The organism is Streptomyces sp. NPDC002580 (assembly GCF_042889485.1).
Lineage (GTDB): Bacteria > Actinomycetota > Actinomycetes > Streptomycetales > Streptomycetaceae > Streptomyces.
In genome coordinates this window covers 17,037-35,319 of record NZ_JBIAQZ010000007.1, presented here as the reverse complement: position 1 = coordinate 35,319, position 18,283 = coordinate 17,037, and the positions used below count along the sequence as shown (strand labels likewise).

At 70.6% G+C, this 18,283-nt stretch carries 16 protein-coding genes and 1 pseudogene; 9 read left to right on the top strand and 8 right to left on the bottom strand.

The annotated features are described in order from the left end of the window. Positions 1-86: 86 nt before the first annotated feature. A complete protein-coding gene (locus ACFYW7_RS21750) occupies positions 87-584 on the bottom strand; it encodes a DUF4291 domain-containing protein (protein WP_389504733.1) in 498 nt (165 codons plus the stop codon). A 59-nt stretch (positions 585-643) separates the two neighbouring features. Between ACFYW7_RS21750 and ACFYW7_RS21745 the strand changes: the two genes are divergently transcribed. The 6 genes and pseudogenes from ACFYW7_RS21745 to ACFYW7_RS21720 all read left to right on the top strand — a co-directional run bounded on the left by ACFYW7_RS21745 (position 644) and on the right by ACFYW7_RS21720 (position 6,054). Then, complete coding sequence (locus ACFYW7_RS21745; RefSeq protein WP_389504731.1) at positions 644-1,417, top strand: hypothetical protein; 774 nt, start codon at positions 644-646, stop codon at positions 1,415-1,417. A gap of 124 nt (positions 1,418-1,541) precedes the next feature. Further along, positions 1,542-2,135 (top strand): DUF4291 domain-containing protein, encoded by a 594-nt coding sequence (locus ACFYW7_RS21740; protein WP_389504729.1) that lies wholly within the window; start codon positions 1,542-1,544, stop codon positions 2,133-2,135. A 329-nt stretch (positions 2,136-2,464) separates the two neighbouring features. After that, entirely contained in the window at positions 2,465-2,749 is a 285-nt protein-coding gene (locus tag ACFYW7_RS21735) for a hypothetical protein (protein ID WP_266756748.1), read from the top strand. Between the two features lie 57 nt (positions 2,750-2,806). Next, positions 2,807-3,247, top strand: a pseudogene (locus tag ACFYW7_RS21730) (DUF4291 family protein); the annotation flags it as partial. 98 nt (positions 3,248-3,345) lie between these two features. Continuing rightward, positions 3,346-4,452, top strand: coding sequence for a serine hydrolase domain-containing protein (locus ACFYW7_RS21725; RefSeq protein WP_389504727.1), 1,107 nt, complete (start codon positions 3,346-3,348; stop codon positions 4,450-4,452). Between the two features lie 252 nt (positions 4,453-4,704). After that, on the top strand, positions 4,705-6,054 hold the full coding sequence (locus ACFYW7_RS21720) for a VanZ family protein (RefSeq protein WP_389504725.1): 1,350 nt from the start codon (positions 4,705-4,707) through the stop codon (positions 6,052-6,054). A 15-nt stretch (positions 6,055-6,069) separates the two neighbouring features. On the opposite strand, the gene ACFYW7_RS21715 is transcribed toward ACFYW7_RS21720, so the two are convergent. After that, positions 6,070-6,549: a hypothetical protein gene (locus ACFYW7_RS21715; RefSeq protein ID WP_389504723.1), complete on the bottom strand. Its 480-nt coding sequence runs from the start codon at positions 6,547-6,549 to the stop codon at positions 6,070-6,072. A gap of 91 nt (positions 6,550-6,640) precedes the next feature. Between ACFYW7_RS21715 and ACFYW7_RS21710 the strand changes: the two genes are divergently transcribed. Together ACFYW7_RS21710 and ACFYW7_RS21705 are read left to right on the top strand one after the other, a co-directional pair. Next, the gene (locus ACFYW7_RS21710) at positions 6,641-7,000 is read left to right on the top strand and encodes a MerR family transcriptional regulator (protein WP_389504721.1); all 360 of its coding nucleotides are present in this window, start codon (positions 6,641-6,643) and stop codon (positions 6,998-7,000) included. 378 nt (positions 7,001-7,378) lie between these two features. Beyond that, on the top strand, positions 7,379-8,638 hold the full coding sequence (locus ACFYW7_RS21705; protein WP_389504719.1) for a serine hydrolase domain-containing protein: 1,260 nt from the start codon (positions 7,379-7,381) through the stop codon (positions 8,636-8,638). A gap of 236 nt (positions 8,639-8,874) precedes the next feature. Here the strand turns inward: ACFYW7_RS21705 and ACFYW7_RS21700 are convergent, their stop codons facing one another. Further along, the gene (locus ACFYW7_RS21700; protein ID WP_389504717.1) at positions 8,875-11,007 is read right to left on the bottom strand and encodes a restriction endonuclease; all 2,133 of its coding nucleotides are present in this window, start codon (positions 11,005-11,007) and stop codon (positions 8,875-8,877) included. 411 nt (positions 11,008-11,418) lie between these two features. After that, complete coding sequence (locus ACFYW7_RS21695; protein WP_389504715.1) at positions 11,419-12,459, bottom strand: NAD(P)-dependent alcohol dehydrogenase; 1,041 nt, start codon at positions 12,457-12,459, stop codon at positions 11,419-11,421. Between the two features lie 173 nt (positions 12,460-12,632). Here ACFYW7_RS21695 and ACFYW7_RS21690 point away from each other — a divergent pair, with 173 nt between their 5' ends. Next, a complete protein-coding gene (locus ACFYW7_RS21690) occupies positions 12,633-13,547 on the top strand; it encodes a helix-turn-helix domain-containing protein (RefSeq protein ID WP_389504713.1) in 915 nt (304 codons plus the stop codon). A 152-nt stretch (positions 13,548-13,699) separates the two neighbouring features. Here the strand turns inward: ACFYW7_RS21690 and ACFYW7_RS21685 are convergent, their stop codons facing one another. From ACFYW7_RS21685 to ACFYW7_RS21670, 4 genes are all read right to left on the bottom strand, one after another. Further along, complete coding sequence (locus ACFYW7_RS21685) at positions 13,700-14,470, bottom strand: group II truncated hemoglobin (RefSeq protein ID WP_389504711.1); 771 nt, start codon at positions 14,468-14,470, stop codon at positions 13,700-13,702. A gap of 110 nt (positions 14,471-14,580) precedes the next feature. Then, a complete protein-coding gene (locus tag ACFYW7_RS21680; RefSeq protein ID WP_389504709.1) occupies positions 14,581-15,264 on the bottom strand; it encodes an ABC transporter ATP-binding protein in 684 nt (227 codons plus the stop codon). Positions 15,265-15,305: 41 nt separating this feature from the next. Continuing rightward, positions 15,306-16,772, bottom strand: a complete 1,467-nt coding sequence (locus ACFYW7_RS21675; RefSeq protein ID WP_389504707.1) for an ABC transporter permease — start codon at positions 16,770-16,772, stop codon at positions 15,306-15,308. 158 nt (positions 16,773-16,930) lie between these two features. After that, complete coding sequence (locus ACFYW7_RS21670) at positions 16,931-18,184, bottom strand: Ig-like domain-containing protein (protein ID WP_389504705.1); 1,254 nt, start codon at positions 18,182-18,184, stop codon at positions 16,931-16,933. Positions 18,185-18,283: the final 99 nt, after the last annotated feature.

Genomic DNA, 18,283 nt, shown 5'->3' with positions numbered 1-18,283 from the left:
TTGACATGGATCATCAAGCGGCGTTCACCGACCTTTGCCGCCATGTGACCCCTGAGCGATACCGGCCGTTGTGCCCGGACTGCCGGTCAGGGACACAGGTGGGACAGCAGTTCGTCACCGGCGGGGTATCCCTGCTCCTGAGGGAGCAGTCGGGCCGCTGCGTCCAGGTCGCCGCCGGTGACGTGCGCGTGGATCTCGCGGGCGAGCGGGGTCACGTCGTTGATGGACACGATCCACTCGTCCGCGTAGCGCTCCGATGCCTCGCCCGAGAGCCCCAGTTGCAGTGAGCGGTGCGGCAGGGGACGCAGGTGCAGATCGCGTTCGGGGTCCCACTGGACGCGGGCCGGCGCGCGTTTGAGGTCGCGCTGCCAGGCGCCGCGATCGGGATGCAGTCCGCGGACGTAATGCGACAGGCAGGAATGACGCAGCGCCCAGTCGAAACCGTCGCGAGTGATCTCGACGGCCAGGACGGTCTCCTGCCCCTCCTTCGTGCCCCAGCCGGAGCGGTACATCATCCACAGGAAACTGGGTTTGATCCACGTCAAGCCTTGTTCACAGACCTTTCGCGGGCTTGTATCACGCATCCCTGGCCGCGCACGAAGCCCGAAGCCAGATCTTGAGCGTCCGTCGTAGCCTTTGCCTCGTGACCAGCGAGAACCAGCAGACTGACAATCTGACGCCCGATGAACTGCCTGGGCATCAGTCGTTGTTGGACGGCACGGCTTGGGCCTCACTCGGCACCGCGAGAGGGAACGGCGGATTTCTGTCGGCCGCGCTGCCTCGCCTCCTCGACGCCGACCCGACGATTCAGATCAGGGCCATCGGCGAACTGGAGCCGGTATGTCATCAGAACAGCTTCTACGAAGCCACGCTCCCCGTGGCGCTGTATGTGGCCGCGATCCTCGCCCACCCCGCGACGGCGACCGTCGGGCCCGGCCGTCGGGCTGACTCGGAAAGAGACTGTCCGGTGAGGGCGGCTCTGCTGGACTGGCTCAGATCACTCGCCTACGACGCCGACGACGAGCGCCTTGCCGTCGCCGAGCGTCACTTCAACAGTGACGACCTCGACGATCATCCAGAAGTGCGCGTCTTCCTGGACCACCGCCCCACGTTCTACCGTGCCGTTTCAGCTTTCCTGGACCACGAAGACACTGCTGTTCGTGAGGCTGCGGTCGTTGCCGCCATCCCCTTGACCGAGCATCCAGCCCTCATTTGTCACAGGGGCGAACTCGGACGCCGCGTCCGCCGCCTCCTCGCCACCAGTACCGACCGCCACAACCGCAACCGCTGTCTGGACGCACTCAGGAACTGGGGCCACGACACCGCTGCCCTGGAGAGTCCCGCTGACGTTGCCGCACGCGCTCGATATGTCCGTGACGTCTGGACCGGCGGCTGCACGGAGGAACCTCCGTTCTGACTCCGGAGGCTACTTGGCCCGCACGAGCGACTGTCTGCCACTTGCGGTCGGCGTGCGCCGTCGCGTCACGCAACGGTCGAAAAATCGGTGGTCACCCGAGCCGGCCGAGCCCACGCTGTACGCCATGGAAGAACCGCACCGCAGGATCCGCGCGCTCCACACGGCGTCCACGATCACCGTCTACCAGGCCTACCGCCCGGAGATCGGCGGACCCGCCGCCCGCAAGGGCCGTTTCCCCGCAGCGTGGAAGCCCGACCGCATGACGTGGATCAAACCCAGTTTCCTGTGGATGATGTACCGCTCCGGCTGGGGCACGAAGGAGGGTCAGGAGACCGTCCTCGCCGTCGAGATCACCCGTGACGGTTTCGACTGGGCGCTGCGTCATTCCTGCCTGTCGCACTACGTCCGCGGACTGCATCCCGATCGGGTCACCTGGCAGCGTGACCTCAAGCGCGCACCGGCCCGCGTCCAGTGGGATCCCGAACGCGATCTGCACCTGCGTCCCCTGCCGCACCGCTCACTGCAACTCGGCCTCTCGGGCGAGGCATCGACGCGTTACGCGGACGAGTGGATCGTGTCCATCAACGACGTGACCCCGCTCGCCCACGAGATCCACGCGCACGTCACCGGCGGCGACCTGGACGCAGCCAACCGACTGCTCCCCCAGGAGCAGGGATACCCCGCCGGTGACGAACTGGTGGCCCACCTGCGTCCCTGACCGGCACCCCGGGTACAGCCGTCGGCACCATCCACGGGTCACATGGCGGCAAAGGTCTGTGAACGCCGCTTGATGATCTAGATCGTCAAGCAGCGTCCACAGCCTCTTCCGTGCTGAGGGCAGTCACCGCCCGAGGCTGCTCTGCTCCACGTCGGTGCCGTCCCGTGGCAGACGTGCGCAGGGCCGTGCGTCCGGGCCGCCTGCCGCCGTTCGGATCACTCAAGGCGGCCCTTCAGGTGACTGCCGGACGCCTCATGCGCCAGGCAGCCGTCGCAGGGGTACGACGTCTCAGCAGAGAACGAACCCGGAACGCCGTGAGGAGCTTGGCGATGTACGCAGCAGTCCGGCGGTACGAAGGGGTGACCGATTCGGCCGAGGCGGCACGTCTCGTGAACGAGGGGTTCGTGGCACTCATGCGCCAGGTCTCCGGCTTCGTGGCCTACTACTGGATCGATGCCGGGGACGGAGTGATGGTCTCGACCAGCGTCTTCCAGGACCAGGCCGGCGCCGAGGAATCGATCTCTAGGGCCGCGGACTTCGTGCGGGACAACCTTGCGTCACTGCTCCCCAACCCTCCCCAGGTCATGGCCGGCGAGGTGGTGGCTTCCGCATGACGGCGTTCGGACCGGCCACATGAAGCCTCCAGGGCTGTACCGGCCCGCAGTGCCCACGTGGTCGCCCTTCACCGCGTTGATCCCGCGAGGTGCGTCGGCCGCAAAAAGCACTGCGAACGCGGCTTGACGTGGATCAAGCCGTCCTTCACGTGGATGGTGTACCGCTGCGGCTGGGGCACCGAGGCCGGCCAGGAGACCGTCCTGGCCGTCGAGATCACCCGCGAAGGCTTCGACCGGGCGTTGCGCCACTCCTGTCTGTCGAGCTACGAGCGCGGAGCGCATCCCGACCGGGACGCCTGGCAGCGTGAACTCAAGCGCGCACCCGCTCGTGCCCGGTGGGACCCCGAACGCGACCTGCACCCGCGTCCCCTGCCGCACCGTTCGCTGCGACCGGGGCTCTCGGGCGAGGCGTCGTCGCGGTACGCGGACGAGTGGATCGTGTCCATCGGCGACGTGACCCCGCTCGCCCGGGAGATCCACGCGCGCCCTCGTCCCGGTCCCGCCGCGGCCGGGGTGATCGCCGGGATCGCCCGACGCACGAACCGTGCCGAGAGGATCGCCGGCCCTGAGGGACCGATTCGGGCTAGTTTCGGCTCATGGCGGACATCCAGGGCTCCTACGACGACCTGTTCACCGCGGTGCCCGAAGCGCTGGCCGGGATGCTGGACGACGGGGACGTCGGGGCCTCGGTCGCGGTCTTCGTGGACGGCGAGCCGGTGGCGGACGTCTGGGGCGGGTTCGCCGACGCGGACCGCACGGTCCCCTGGCGACGGGACACGATCGCCAACGTCTTCTCGGTGACCAAGACGATGACGGCACTCTGCGCGCTGGTCCTGACCGACCGCGGCGACCTCGATCCTGACGCACCGGTCGGCCGGTACTGGCCCGAGTTCACCGCGGCGGGCAAGGAGAGGGTGCTGGTGCGCCACCTGCTCTCGCACACCGCGGGCCTGCCCGACTGGGAGGGGCCGATCGAGGAGCTCTACGACTGGCGGGCCGCCACGGCCCGGCTGGCCGCGCAGGCTCCGCGTTGGGAACCGGGGACCGCGGCCGGGTACCACTCGCTCACCCAGGGATTTCTCGTCGGCGAGGTCGTACGCCGGATCACGGGCCGGAGTCTGGGCACGTTCTTCGCCGAGGAGGTGACCGGACCGCTCGGTGCCGACTTCCACATCGGACTGGCCGCCGAGCACGACCACCGGGTGGCGCTCTCGGTCCCGCCGCCCTCCCGGGACGAGGACTACGCCGCGGGCGCGCCCGATGACGACGCGTCCGCCGCCACCGCCACCGTCCTGCGGGTCCGCGACGGGAACGGCGTGGCCTGGCGCCGCGCGCAGATCCCCTCGGCGAGCGGCTTCGGCAACGCCCGCTCCGTCGCCCTCGTGCAGTCGGTGATGGCCTGCGGAGGAACCGTGGGCGGCGTGCGGCTGCTGTCGCGGGCGACCTGCGAGCGTGCGCGACGGGAGCAGTTCAGCGGCGAGGACCGGGTCCTGGGCATGCCGGCCCGCTACGGGCTGGGCTACGGCCTGTTCGGCGACAGCGTCGGCTGGGGCGGCTGGGGCGGTTCCCTCGTCATGGTCGACCCCGGGGCCCGCATGGCGGTGGCGTACGTGACCACCCAGATGCGCGAACCCGCGGACGACCAGCGGGGACTGCAACTCGTGGCCCTCGCCCACGAGGGACTCCGGGGACCCCGGGTCTGATCCGACCGGGCCCGTAGCGCCGAAGGACCGCCGGGACGCCGGTCCCGTGCCCGACCGGGCCCACCGAGGCGGCGACCGGGCCACCCCGCCCGGATCACCGAACCGCCCTCGGTCCCCGGAGCCTCCTGGCTGCCCGACGAGTTCAAAGGGTGCCCGAAGGTTCCAAAAGGCAGGCGTGAACAACCCCACCCCGTTGCAACCCAGTTGGCCACTTACGATCACTTTGGCCACCTCAAGGGAAATGGGCAGGCATTGTTTGACGCGGTCTTCGGCGACGACGTGTGGTTCCTCGCCGGGCTCACCGTCGTCGCCATCGCGACGGGACTGGCTGCGTGGGCTGCCGGCCGTCGCCTCGAAGCGGACCACGCGGTGTGGTGGCTGCCTCTGGTGTTCTGTCTCACCGGTGCGCTCGGCGTCACTCTCGCGCTGCGGGCAGGCGAGTCCGGACGGGCCGAATGCGTGATCAACCACGAGATCGCCGAGCCGTTGGCCACCACCCAGGGCTTGTGGAATCTGGCCATGTTCGTCCCGCTCGGCCTGTTCGGCGTTCTGGCGCTGCGGCGTCCGTTGCCCGTCCTCACAGGTGTACTCGCGCTGCCCGCTGTCATCGAACTCGCCCAGGCCCTGGCCCCGTTCGTGAGCGGCGTCTGCGACAGCGCCGATGTGGAGATGAACGCCGCCGGAGGGGTCCTGGGCGCGGCCGCCGCCCTCGTCCTGGTGCGGGGTCGGGTCGCGTGGCGCTCGTGGGCCAGGCCCACGCTGACGACAGCCGGGGTTCTCGCGGCGGCCGGACTGGTCGTCTTCCAGACCGCTGTCACCGCCGATCACCTGGACGGCTCCACCCTTCACGACGCGAGCGGGGACGAACGTCGGGCCGCCGAGCGGGCCGTACGTCAGGCTTTCGGCGATCGCTACCAGGTAGGCGCCGTGCGGGTCGTCCCCGGCGTCGACGGCTACAACGGCTGGCTGTCCATCCAGATCGCCGACGCGTTCCCCGCGCAGCTGATGTGGCCGGGCGGGCGTCAACTGAGTGTGAGCTTCGCGGACTCCGTCCATCCGGCCCGGGCGAGCTACCCCGTTCCCCGCGCGACCGCACCACGGGACGCGCGGGACGCGTACCGCATCGCCGTCGCCTACATGAAGGCCCACTACCCATGGGCCGGGGCAGCCTCCTGGCACGAGACGCGCCCCGTGGGCGGCCGAGCCGGGTCCGGATGGCTCACCTCGTGGCGGTTCAAGGAACGCGGGGTGACCATGCCGCGCAGCCTCGACGTGCAGATCAACCGCTCGGGCCGCGTCTCCCGGATGCTGGTCGACCTCGGACCCCGACACGTCGCCCTTCCGGGCCGGCTCATCTCGGCGAACAGGGCCGAGGCCGTCGTCCGTGACGAGCGGCGTGGGAACGACGCCGCCCTCGGCGGCCTTCGCGTCCACGCCGACCTGCTGAAGACCGAACGCGCCAAGGGCTGGCAGGGCCCCTGGCGCGTGGTGTGGTCCGTGAGCGTCACCGACACCGGGTGCACGCCCGACGCGGACGGCGACGGCTGCGACCCGGTGATCACCGCCGTCGACGCCGGCACCGGCAGGGTCCTCGACGAATGAGCCCGGCTCCCCGGTTCACCCGCTCACCGCCCCGCGCCGACGTCCCCCGGACGAGCCCCGACCGCCGGCCACGAGGTCCGTGTTCCCGCGCCGCCACCACGGCGCGAGCTGGAGGACACCGAACGCCACCTCGACTCCCAGGAACAGCCACAGCAGCCTCGACGCACCGTGGGCCAGCGCGTACGCCTGCCACGCCGCGAACAGGGAACGCGCGACACCGTCGAACAGCCCGTGCTCCGGCAGCGGTCCGACGATGCGCAGGACGGCCCAGACGACCACCACCGAGCCCATCAGATTGGCGAACAGCACCTGCCACGGGTCGAGTTCGGGCAGCGCGCCGAACCCGAGCGCGCCGCCGAGCGACGACAGCCCGTCGTGGACGAGGGCGTAGGTCCATGGTGTCGCGAATCCCGCCGTCACGACCAGGTCGTACCAGGCACTCGCTCGTACGAGGCGGAGGTAGGCGGGCTGCGCGGGCGTGCGGAAACGGCTCACGAGGGGCTCCTGCGGGGGCTCGGGACAGCGACGCCTCACGCTAAACAGTGGAGTATGGTCCAAGGTCAAGCCCGGCATCCGATGGAGGGCCATGCGCATCGGCGAACTCGCCGCACAGGCAGGCATGACCAGGGACACGATCCGGTTCTACGAGAAGGTCGGCCTCGTCTCCGGCCGACGGTTGCCCAACGGGTACCGCGACTTCGCGCCCGAGACCGTGGCCTGGTTGCAGTACATCCGCACGGCGCAGGCGCTCGGATTCTCCCTGGCGGAGATCGCGCGGAACGGCGAGAGGCTGCGTGAGGCGCCGGACACCGCGGTGGCCCTCTCCGCGCTCTTCGAGGAGAAGATCCGGGTCATCGACGCCCGGGTCGCCGAACTGGCCTCCCTGCGGGCCGACTTGACCGCACGCGTCGGCACCGGATGCCCCCTGCGGGCGGCCGGTCGGTAGCCGCCCTGAGGTCGGCCCGGGGCAGCGACGTAAGCACGTCACCGACCTGGGGGCGACACCGCCCGGACCCGCCCCGGCGGGTCGACAGCGGCCGATGGTGACGGACGCCGGCGGTGACGGACGCCGAGGACCGAGCCCGTCGCGCGGCGCGGCGGCACGGGCGGGCGCCACGGCCCTCCGCTGCCTCCGCCCTGGCCCTTGCCCCTCTTCTCGCCCCACCCCGCCCCCGGGCTGCGATCGCGTGGCTGGTCGAGTGGCTGTACGCGCGGCGCCGATCGAGTGGACTCGCCGGAACGCGCGTCGGACGCGGGCTCTCGCCAGGTGTCCGGATGGTGGTGTTGCCGTCTGCTCCCTCGACCCGGAAGAGGCGCCCCCCACATGCGACGTACCCCCTACCGCCGTCCGTTCGCCGCGGCACTGCTCGTGGCGTCCGTACTGGCCCCGCTGACCGCGACGCCCGCCGCGGCCGTCCGCACGACGGCCTTCCACCCGGCCGGCGCCTCCACGGCGGGCACCCCTTCGGCGGACGGCGATCACTGCGGCGCCGGCCGCCACGAGAAGGACGGCTGTCCGCAGCAGGCTCTCAGCCCCCGGCTGACCGCCCGGCTGGACAAGGCCGTCGAGGACGTCCGCCGGCAGGCCCACATCCCCGGCGTCATCGTCGGACTCTGGATGCCGGGCAAGGGGGACTACGTCCGCGCGACCGGTGTCGCGAACACCGCCACCCGGGCCCCGATGGACGTCCGCTCCTTCGTCCGGATCGGCAGCGAGACCAAGACGTTCACCGTCACCGCGCTGCTCAAGCTGGTCGACGACCACCGGATCGGGCTGGACGACCCGATCTCCAAGTACGTCCGCGGTGTCCCGGACGGCCGGCACATCACCCTGCGCCAGCTCGCCGGGATGCGCAGCGGTCTGTTCCCGTACACCTCCGACGCGGACTTCGAACACGACCTGCTGAGCGACCCGCAGCGCACCTTCACGCCCCGGGAACTGCTCGCGTACGGGTTCAAGCACCCGAACACCTTCGCGCCCGGCGCGGAGTTCCAGTACTCCAACACCAACCTCATCCTGCTCGGCCTGGTGATCGAGAAGGTCAGCGGTCACCCTCTCGCCGACTTCATCCACCAGCAGGTCCTCCGCCCGGCCCACCTGCGGCGCACCCTGTTCCCGCGGGGCAACGAGTTCCCCGACCCGCACCCGCACGGGTACACCGACCAGACCCTGAACGGCGGAATCGCGGACGCCACCTACTGGAACCCCAGTTGGGCCTGGGCGGCCGGGGCGATGATCTCGAACCTGCACGACCTGCGCCGCTGGGCCAAGATCGTCGCCACCGGCACGCTGCTCAGCCCCAGGACCCAGGCCCAGCGTCTCAGGACGCTGCCCACCGGCTTCCCCGGAACGACGTACGGGCTGGGCATCTTCGACGCCAACGGGTGGATCGGGCACAACGGCTCCCTGCCGGGATACGAGACCGTGACCGTGTACCTGCCGTCGGAGAAGGCCACCCTGGTGCTCATGATCAACACCGACGCCACCTCCGGCGGCCAGGAGCCGTCCACGCTGCTCGCCCGGGCCATCACCCAGATCGTCACCCCGGACCACGTCTACGACGGAGCGGTCGTCGCCCCGTAGGGGCGGCCGGAGGGCCTGGCCCGAGGGGCCGGCCCAAGGGGCCTTGACGCGCAGGGCGTACGAGGGCCTTCCTGGCGTCGGTGCGGAGACCACGATCCGCGCCGACGCCCGGAGGACCCTCACCATGACCGGGGAAGGGCCCCGCGCGCGATCGTCAGGGGACCACCACGGGAATCACCGCGCGATGCCGCCGTGCCCCCAGGCCCGCCAGGCCCGCCAGGCCCGCCAGGCCCGGCCTACTCCACCGCGATGCCGAAGTCCCGTACGAGTTCTTCCAGGCCGCCCGGGTAGCCCTTGCCGCCGAGGACGAACTTCCAGTCGCCGTCGGCCCTCCGCCGGAAGGAACCGAGCACCAGGGCCCTCTCGCCCGGCCGGCCGTCGGAGACGTCGAGCCGGTCCAGTTCGGCCAGGCCGGGATCGAGCAGCCGGACGCAGGCGTCCGTGAACCCGGCGAGGTCGGCGTCCGGGTTGACCTCGGGGTCGACGGCGGCCACGAGCACGAACCGGTCGGCCTCCGGCGGCAGCCCGTCGAAGGAGACACGGATCGCGGCCTTGTCGGGCGCCGTCGCGGGCAGCGCCCGGACCGAACCGTCCGGTGTCACGGGGTTGTTGAAGAAGACGAAGTGTTCGTCGCTCAGGACCCGGTCGCCCCGGCAGACGAGTGCGCAGACGTCCAGGGCGACGCGTCCGGTCCACGTCATGCCCAGGATGCTGAAGTCGTCGGCCGCCGGGCTCTCCGGGCCGGGCGGCGCCGGACGCGACGGCTGCGAAGACCCAGGGGGTTCCGATGGCCCCGAGGGCTGCGGCTGCCCCGACGGCCGCGTCCGCCGTGCCGCCGCCGGACGGCCACCGTCGCCCAGTCGGCCGCGCAGTCCGTGACGATGCAGCAGGTCGACCAGTTCGGGACCCGCGACGAGTTCCAGCGGCTTGCCTTCGGCGAAGCTGTGGGAGCCCGGGCCGAATCCCGAAGTCGTCACGAGCACACCCTTGTTGGCGCCCGCGTCCTGCACCGTCCCGAACAGATCGCGCACGGCGGTGGGGGGCACGGTGTGCCGGTAGCGCTTGACCTGCACGACGATCTTGCCGCCCCTGATCGGTGCCGGGTCCAGGGCGTCGACGTCCACACCGCCGTCGTTCGAGCGCTGGGTCGTCACCGCCTGCATCCCCATGGCCCGGAAGAGTTCGGCGACCAGCTCCTCGAAGGCGATCGGATCCATCGCGTACAGGTCCGGATCCTCGTCGCCGCCGTGGGCGACGACGCGGTTGCCGACGTCCTGCGGGCGCCTGCCAGGACGTACGGGAGTGAGCTGGTCCGGCCGGGCCGAGACCTGTCCGCGCAGCCCGTCGGCCAGACAGCTGCCCGCGTCCACCTGCGCGAGGTGCAGCTCCAGGAACGAGGAGCGGGAGACCATGACCGTCGTGAGGAAGATGTGGCCCGGCCGGCCCGTCGTGGGGTCGTGTCCGTCCACGAAGCCGTTCAGGACCACCGATTCCAGCGCGCCCTGTTCGTCCGCCGCGAAGAGCTCGTGCAGCACGAGGAGCACGCACTGCGCGAGGACCTCGCGGTACAGGCTCCGGCGCTGGGTCACCGGACGCGGGGTCTCCTTGTCCTGGTCGGTCCCGAACATGTACCGGACGGCCTTCGTCCCGGGGACCACGTCGTACGCGGGCAGCTCCCAGTCCAGCACCAGCTGACCGGCCGCCGCGTCGTAGGCGGCGGCCACCTGCCGCGGGAAGCCCTCGGGCCAGGCCGACGAGGAGTAGAGCGCGGCGGAGAAGTACTCGATCACCGAGTCGGGATCCCGGCGGCGGACCCCGTCGGACACTTCGACGACACCGGCGTTGTGCCGACGCACGTCCGCCAGCTGATCATCGGCCCACCGCTGGTACTCCTGCTGGTACGACGCCAGTTGCCGGAGTCGCTGCGCCTCGGCGGCCTGGGCGGCGTGCCAGTCCCGCTCGAAGCGGGACTGCGCCTCGGCCTGCGCCTGAGCTCGACGGCTCGCCGTCCAGCCGCTCTGTGCCTGGTACCGACCCGCGTCCGGCATCGGCACCGGCTGCGCCAGCGGTCCCGGGGCGAAGGCCTGGACGTGCTCGGGGCGCATGAGCGAGGAGGCCCGGAACGCGGGAGCCCGGCAGCCGGCGGCCAGCAGGGTCTGGAGTCCGGCGACCTGGGCGTCCAGTTCTTCGGTACGGCGTTGCGCCTCGGCCTGCCGGTACTCGCGGTACTCCTGGGCGGCTCGCCGCTGATGGGCCCGCGCCTGCTGGGCTTCCTGTCTCCGGCGCCTGGCTTCCAGCTCCAGCTGGCGCTGCTGCTGCCGTTGCACCTCGGCCCATACGCCGACAAAACCGGCAGAGCGACGACTCATGTGCTGCTGGCCCTCCCCAGATGTCGGCAGCCGAAAGGCGCCTTGACCGTCCCCACGACCACGCGTAAGGAAGCGACTCTATCGAGTGACGGGCCTCCCGGGCATCCACTCGGCGAGGCCTGCAGCCGCGGGGCATCCTCGCAGCTCACACGAGCCGGACACCGCGCGCCCCGGGCGACGGACCGCCCGGCCGGCCGGACCCGGCCGGCACGGGCCGACGCCGTACCGGGGAACAGCGAGGCGCCGTTCCCGTCGTACGTACGACGGGAACGGCGCCCACGGCCCACACGTCTCAGGCCGGCACACGTGCGGTCACCGGAACCGCCGGGATCTCCGGGGTCTCCGGGACGGCGGGGATCACCAGGGACTGGCCTGCGGGACCACCCGGACCCCGGACCGCCCGGACCGGGTCTAGATCGTGGCCGCGTCGATCACGAAGCGGTAGCGGACGTCGCTCGCCAGCACCCGCTCGTACGCCTCGTTGATCTCGGAGGCGCCGATCAGCTCGATCTCGGCGCCGAGGCCGTGCGCGGCGCAGAAGTCCAGCATCTCCTGGGTCTCCCGGATGCCGCCGATGCCGGAGCCCGCGAGGGTCTTGCGGCCGCCGATCACCGAGAAGAGGTTGAGGCGGACCGGCTCCTCGGGGGCGCCCACGTTCACGAAGGCGCCGTCCGTGCGCAGCAGCGCCAGGTAGGCGTCCAGGTCCAGCGGGGCCGAGACGGTGGACAGGATCAGGTCGAAGGTGCCGCGCAGCTCCTTGAAGGTCTCCGGGTCGCTGGTGGCGTGGTAGTGGTCGGCGCCGAGCTTCAGGCCGTCCTCCTTCTTGCGCAGCGACTGGGAGAGGACCGTGACCTCGGCACCGAGCGCGTGCGCGATCTTGACGCCCATGTGGCCGAGACCGCCCATGCCGAGGACGGCGACCTTCTTGCCGGGGCCGGCGTTCCAGTGCTTGAGCGGGGAGTACGTGGTGATGCCCGCGCAGAGCAGCGGCGCGGCGACGTCGAGGGATATGCCGTCGGGGATGCGCAGGGTGTAGTTCTCGTCGACGACGATCTTCTCGGAGTAGCCGCCGTAGGTGGGCTCGCCGTCCTTGCCGACGGAGTTGTACGTGCCCACGCCGCCACCGGTGCAGTACTGCTCCAGACCGGCCACGCAGTTGTCGCACTCACGGCAGGAGTCGACCAGGCAGCCGACGCCCACGCGGTCGCCGACCTTGAACCTGGTGACGGCGGAGCCGACCTCGGAGACGATGCCGGCGATCTCGTGACCCGGCACCATCGGGAAGGCTGCCTTCCCCCAGCCCTCGCGGGCCTGGTGGATGTCGGAGTGGCAGATGCCGGCGAACTTGATGTCGATCAGGACGTCGTGCTCTCGGACCTCGCGGCGCTCGATGGTGGTGCGCTCCAGCGGGGCCTTGGCGGCGGGAGCGGCGTAAGCGGCGACAGTGGTCATGCCGGGGTTCTCCTCGGGAGGGGGTGGACCGTGCCCGGCTGTCTTCCGTCGGGCACGGCGTCCAGCCTGCCCGATCCCCCGGGGTTCACCCAGGCCACGGTTCTGCGTACGTCCACCGGTCCTACCACTGGCGGGGTCAGGCTCACCGGCGTACGACCGTGAATACTGGACGTATGGACGAACAGCCCCCCGTGGGACCCGCCGGCGAGGCGGCCGCTCCGCTGGACCGGCGCGCCGAGCTCAGCGAGTTCCTGCGCAGCCGTCGCGCCCGGCTGAAGCCGGAGGACGTGGGCATGCCGGACTTCGGGCGGCACCGCCGGGTGCCGGGGCTGCGCCGCGAGGAGCTGGCCCAGCTGGCCGGGGTGTCCGTCGCCTACTACACGCGGCTGGAGCAGGGCAACGGGCGCAACGTCTCGGCGGAGGTGCTGGACTCGATCGCGCGGGCGCTGCGTCTGACGGACGCCGAGCACAACCACCTGACGCACCTCGCGAAGCCCAAGCAGCACAAGAAGAAGCAGACCGCCCGGCCGCAGCAGGTCCGCGGCGCCCTGCGTCAGCTGCTCGACACCCTCGACGGCGTCCCGGCGTACATCACCGGGCGGCGCTCGGACGTGCTCGTCTGGAACCGGATGGCCGCGGCCGTCTTCGGGGACTGGTCGGAGCTGCCGCCGCAGGAGCGGAACTGGGCGCGGATGGTCTTCCTCAAGCCCGAGTACCGGGACCTGTTCGTGGAGTGGGAGCAGAAGGCGATCGACATCGTCTGTCTGCTGCGCATGGACGCGGGGTGCCATCCGGACGATCCGCGACTGGCCGCGCTGGTCGGGGAGCTGTCCGTGAAGAGCGATGACTTCCGACGGCTGTGGGCGACGCACGACGTGAAGGAGAAGAGCCACGGGGTGAAGCGGCTGCGGCATCCGCTGGTGGGCGACCTCGCCCTGCAGTTCGAGTCGTTCCGGCTGATCGGCGACGCCGAGCTGGCGCTGGTCACCTACCACGCGGAGCCGGGGTCGAGCTCGGCGGAGGCGCTGCGGCTGCTGGCGTCCTGGGGTACGGACGCGACCCGCGCGGGAGCCTCCTCGCCCCAGTAGGCCAGGAGGGCCCGCCCCGGCGCCCGACGCCCCACCCGGGCGCCCCGCCACGTGGGCACCCAGGCGGCCGGCGCCCCCGCCGCCGCGCCGATGGCGGCGACAGGGGCGGGCCGTGGGCTCGGCGGGGAATCAGGGCCGGGGACGCGGCTGCGTCACGGCACGTACGGCGGTGCGGCCCCCCAGGTCCACTTCGGCACCGGCTGCTCGGCCGGGGGCTTCGCGTCCGGGCCGGAGAAGTGGACGGCCAGCCGCGTGCCCCACTCGGCGTACGCGACGAAGGCGGAGCGGAACTCGGCGTCGGTGGGAAGTCCCGCGTCGTCGGCCGCGTCCTGGAGCAGATTGACCCAGCGGCGCCGCTGCGCCTCCGTGATGCCCTTGCCCAGGTGCATGGCGACCATGTGACCGTGGCCCCCCTGGGTCTCGGAGTACGCCGCCGGTCCGCCGAAGACCTCGCCGAGCCACAGGGCGACGTGACCGGCGTGTTCGGGCGCCAGGTCCGCGAACAGGGGCGCCAGCAGGTCGTCCTCGACGACCTTGTCGTAGAACGCGTCAGTGAGGCGGGTGAAGGCCTCGGCGCCGCCCGCCCAGGCGTAGAGCGTGGGCACGGAGGCGCCCCGGCCCCGCACCGACGTCGGCTTGTAGTGCCGCATCTCCTCGATGTCGGCGATGTAGGGGCGGATCGCGGCCAGGAAGTCGGGGAACAGCTCGGAGGTGCGGAAGCCCTCGACGTGGTCCTGGGTCGAGGTCCAGGTGATCCTCAGGATGAAGTGCTCGAAGTCCTCCTCGCAGCGCGCGAGTTCGTAGTCGACGCAACTCGGGGCCGCGGCGAGCTGGACGGCGGCCCGGGTGTAGGCGGCGAGGAACTCCGCCGACTGCTGCTCGGAAATCCGGTAGCGGATGTATTCGACTGTCGAAACGGTCATGCCCCACACAAACACGGACGGGCCACCGGAAGCCCTCTCTCCGGTGGCCCGTTCGCTCCTGGCTCACTTCCCCGCCCGCGTCGCGGGCCGCCGGGGTCGCCCTGCCGGCACTACGCTCCCGCGTTCTCCTTGACGGTGATCCTCCCCTTGCGGATCGTCGCGACGCGCGGGGCCTTCTTCGCGATCGAGGAGTCGTGCGTGACCATGATGAAGGTGAGCCCGTGCTCCTTCCACATGGCTTCGAGTACGTCCATGATCTCGTCGCGCATGGACTCGTCGAGGTTGCCGGTGGGCTCGTCGGCGAGCAGCACCTTGGGCTGCTTGACCAGGGCGCGGGCGATGGCCACGCGCTGCTGCTGGCCGCCCGACAGTTCGGCGGGCAGATGTCCGAGCCGCTCGGCGAGTCCCACGGACTCCAGTGCCGCGGCGGCCCGTTCGCGCCGCTCCTTCGTCTTCACGCCGAGCGGCACGAGGGCGGTCTCGACGTTCTCCTGGGCGGTGAGCGTCGGGATGAGGTTGAAGCTCTGGAAGACGAAGCCGATGTTCTCGCCGCGGACCTTGGTGAGCTTCCCCTCGGACAGCTTCGCCATGTCCGTGCCGTCGAGTTCGACGCTGCCGGCGGTGGGACGGTCGAGTCCGCCGAGCATCTGGAGCAGGGTGGACTTGCCGCCGCCGGTGGGTCCCTGGATGACGAGGCGGTCGCCGTCGCCGATCGTCAGGTCGATCCCGGCGAGCGCGTCGATCGTCTCCTTGCCCCGCGTATAGCGCTTGGTGACGCCTCTGAGTTCGTACATGGTGCAACTCCTGGGATACGTAAGTGCGTGAGGGGCGGGGCTTATTCGACGCGCCGCAGGGCGTCCGCGGGGCGCAGCCTGGAGGCGCGCCAGCCGCCGAACGCGCCGGCGATCAGACCGCCGGCGACGGCCAGGGCGACCGCGACGACGATGGTGTCGACGCTGACGGGCGCGGTGAGCGCGACGTCGAGGGCCTTGGACGCGGTCTGCCGGGCCGGGCCGCCGAAGCCGCCGCCCCCGCCGGGACCGCCGCCACCGGGACCGCCGCCGCCCGTGTTCCCCAGCTGGGCCTGGAGGTTGGGGCTGATCTCGGTGACGGCGTAGGCGCCCGCGAGGCCGAGGGCGATGCCGAGGGCGCCGCCGACGAGGCCGTTGACGATGGCCTCGCCGACCACCTGCCGGGTCACCCGGCTCGACTTCCAGCCGAGCGCCTTGAGGGTGCCGAACTCGCGCACCCGGCGGGAGACGGCCGAGGAGGTGAGCAGTCCCGCGACGAGGAACGCGGCCACGAGCACCGCGATCGACAGCCACTTGCCGACGTTCGAGGCGAGGTCGGAGGCGGTGGACAGGGAGCCGGAGACGGTGTCCGCGAGGTCCGCGGAGGTGGTGACCGTCGTGCCCGAGATGTTCTTCTGGATGGTGCTCTTGACGCCGGAGATCTGCTGCGAGTCGGACGCCTTGACGTAGATCGTGGTGACCTTGTTCTTGGAGTCGCTGAGCGTCTGCGCCTGCTTGAGCGGCATGTAGAGGTTGGCCGCCGCGTCACCGCTGTCCGGCGTCGCGATACCGATGATCTCGTACTTGACGCTCTTGACGGTGACGGTGCCGCCGAGCTTGAGCTTCTTCTCCTTGGCGTACGACTTGTCCGCGACGACGACCTTGGCGTTCGTCTCGGAGGTCTTGAACGTACGGCCGCTGGTGATCTTCGACGAGGTCAGCGGGCCCAGCGCGGGCTCGGTGACGTCGGTGCCGTAGACCGAGTAGTTGTTGACGTCGAAGTCGGCTCCGCCGCCCTTGACGGTGCCCTGCGGCGAGGGCTGGGCGCCGCCGCGACGGGCGCCGCCACCACCGCTGTCGGGGTCCTGCTGGAACTGTCCGCGGGTGAACTGGCCGTTGACGCGGATGACTTGGAGGCTCAGCCCGCCGACGGCGTCCGCGACGCCCTGCTGGGACTCGACCTTGGCGACGGTCGAGGAGGCCAGGGTCTGGAAGCCCTGGACCATGACGCGGTCGCTGCTCTGCTCCTTGTCGGAGCCGCTCTCCCGCGCGTCGAAGTTGAAGCGCGGGCGCTCACTGGTACCGGTGGCCGGCGCGGCGGCCTTGGTGACGGTCATGTCGGTGCCCAGCCCGTACAGCGACTGGAGGACCTTGCCCTGGGCCTTCTCCATGCCCGAGGACACGGAACTGACCACGATGACCAGGGCTATGCCCAGGGCGAGCCCGGAGGCGACGACGAGGGCCGCCTTTCTGCGGCGGCGCAGTTCGCGCCTCAGGTAGGTGAAGAACATGGCCGCAAGCTAGGCACGGCGCGTGACGAAGCGATAAGGCCGACATAAGAGAACGATGAGAAGGCTGTGGCCGGGCCCGGAAATCTTTGAGAAACGCCGATGCGGCGGCGGCCCGTGGGGGCCGCCGCCGCATCGGCGTCGGGTTTCGCGCTTCGGCGTCAGACGGCCGAACCGGCCTTCCAGGCAGCCCAGTCCAGGTTCCAGCCGTTGAGGCCGTTGTCCGGGGCGATGGTCTTGTCGCCGGTGTTCTTGACGACCACGACGTCACCGATCAGCGTGTTGGTGTAGAACCACGACGCGGGCGTGTTCGGGTCCTTGGCACCCTTGGTGTCGGAGAGGCCGACACAGCCGTGGCTGGTGTTGACGGAGCCGAAGATGGACTTCGCGCCCCAGTAGTTGCCGTGGATGAAGGTGCCGGAGTTCGACAGACGCATCGCGTGCGGCACGTCCTTGATGTCGTACTCGCCCTTGCCGTCGTCGTTCTTGAAGCCGACCGTCGAGCCGTCCATCCGGGTCTCCGTGAACTTCTCGGAGATCACCATCTGGCCCTGGTAGGTCTTGTTCTCGGGCGAACCGGCGGAGATCGGGATGGTCTTGATCGTCTTGCCGTCCCGCGTGACCTTCATCGTCTTGGTCTGGGCGTCGACGATGGAGACCTGGTTGCGGCCGACCTTGAACGTGACCGTCTTCTGCTGCACACCGAAGACACCGTTCGCGCCCTCGACGCCGTCGAGGTCCAGCTTGAGGGTGACGGTGGAGCCGCCGGTCCAGTAGTCCTCGGGACGGAAGTCCAGGCGGTTCGCGTTGAACCAGTGCCCGACGACCTCCTGGCCGCTGCTGGAGGAGACGGAGATCCCCTTCTGCACCGCGGCCTTATTGGTGATCGCCTTGTCGAAGTTGATCGAGACCGGCATGCCGACGCCGACGGTGGAACCGTCCTCCGGCGTGAAGTTGCCGATGAAGCTGTTCGACGGGGAGACCGTCGTGAACGACGCGTTCTCGTGGGCGGTGCGGCCCTCGGAGTCGGCGGCGGTCGCGGCGATCTTGTACGTGGTGGCGCGCTCCAGCCGGTTCAGCGGCTTCCAGCTCTTCTTGTCAGCGGATATCTGACCGGCGACGGCGGTGCCGTTCGCGGTCTTCATCGTGACGGACTTGAGCGAGCCCTTGCTGACCGTGACCTCGGTGCCGTTGTTGATCGAGGCGTTGTCGGAGCCGTCCTTGGGCGTGATCTTGATCTGCGCCTCGGAGGACTTCTTGGCCGCCGCCTCGTCGACCTTGGACTGCGAGGTGCCCTCGCCGCCGTCCGAGGCACCGGACTTGTCGTCCCCTCCGCCGCACGCGGTGAGCACCAGCACCCCGCCGAGCAGTGCGGACGCGGCCATCAGGCGCTTGCGCCGCTTACTGTCCGTCATCACACGCTTCTCCATCGTTGCCGAATCCCGAAAAGAATCACGAGAGCCCCGTGAACATCATCAACGCCAGGACCGGTTCCCCCCGTTCCACTTCTCACG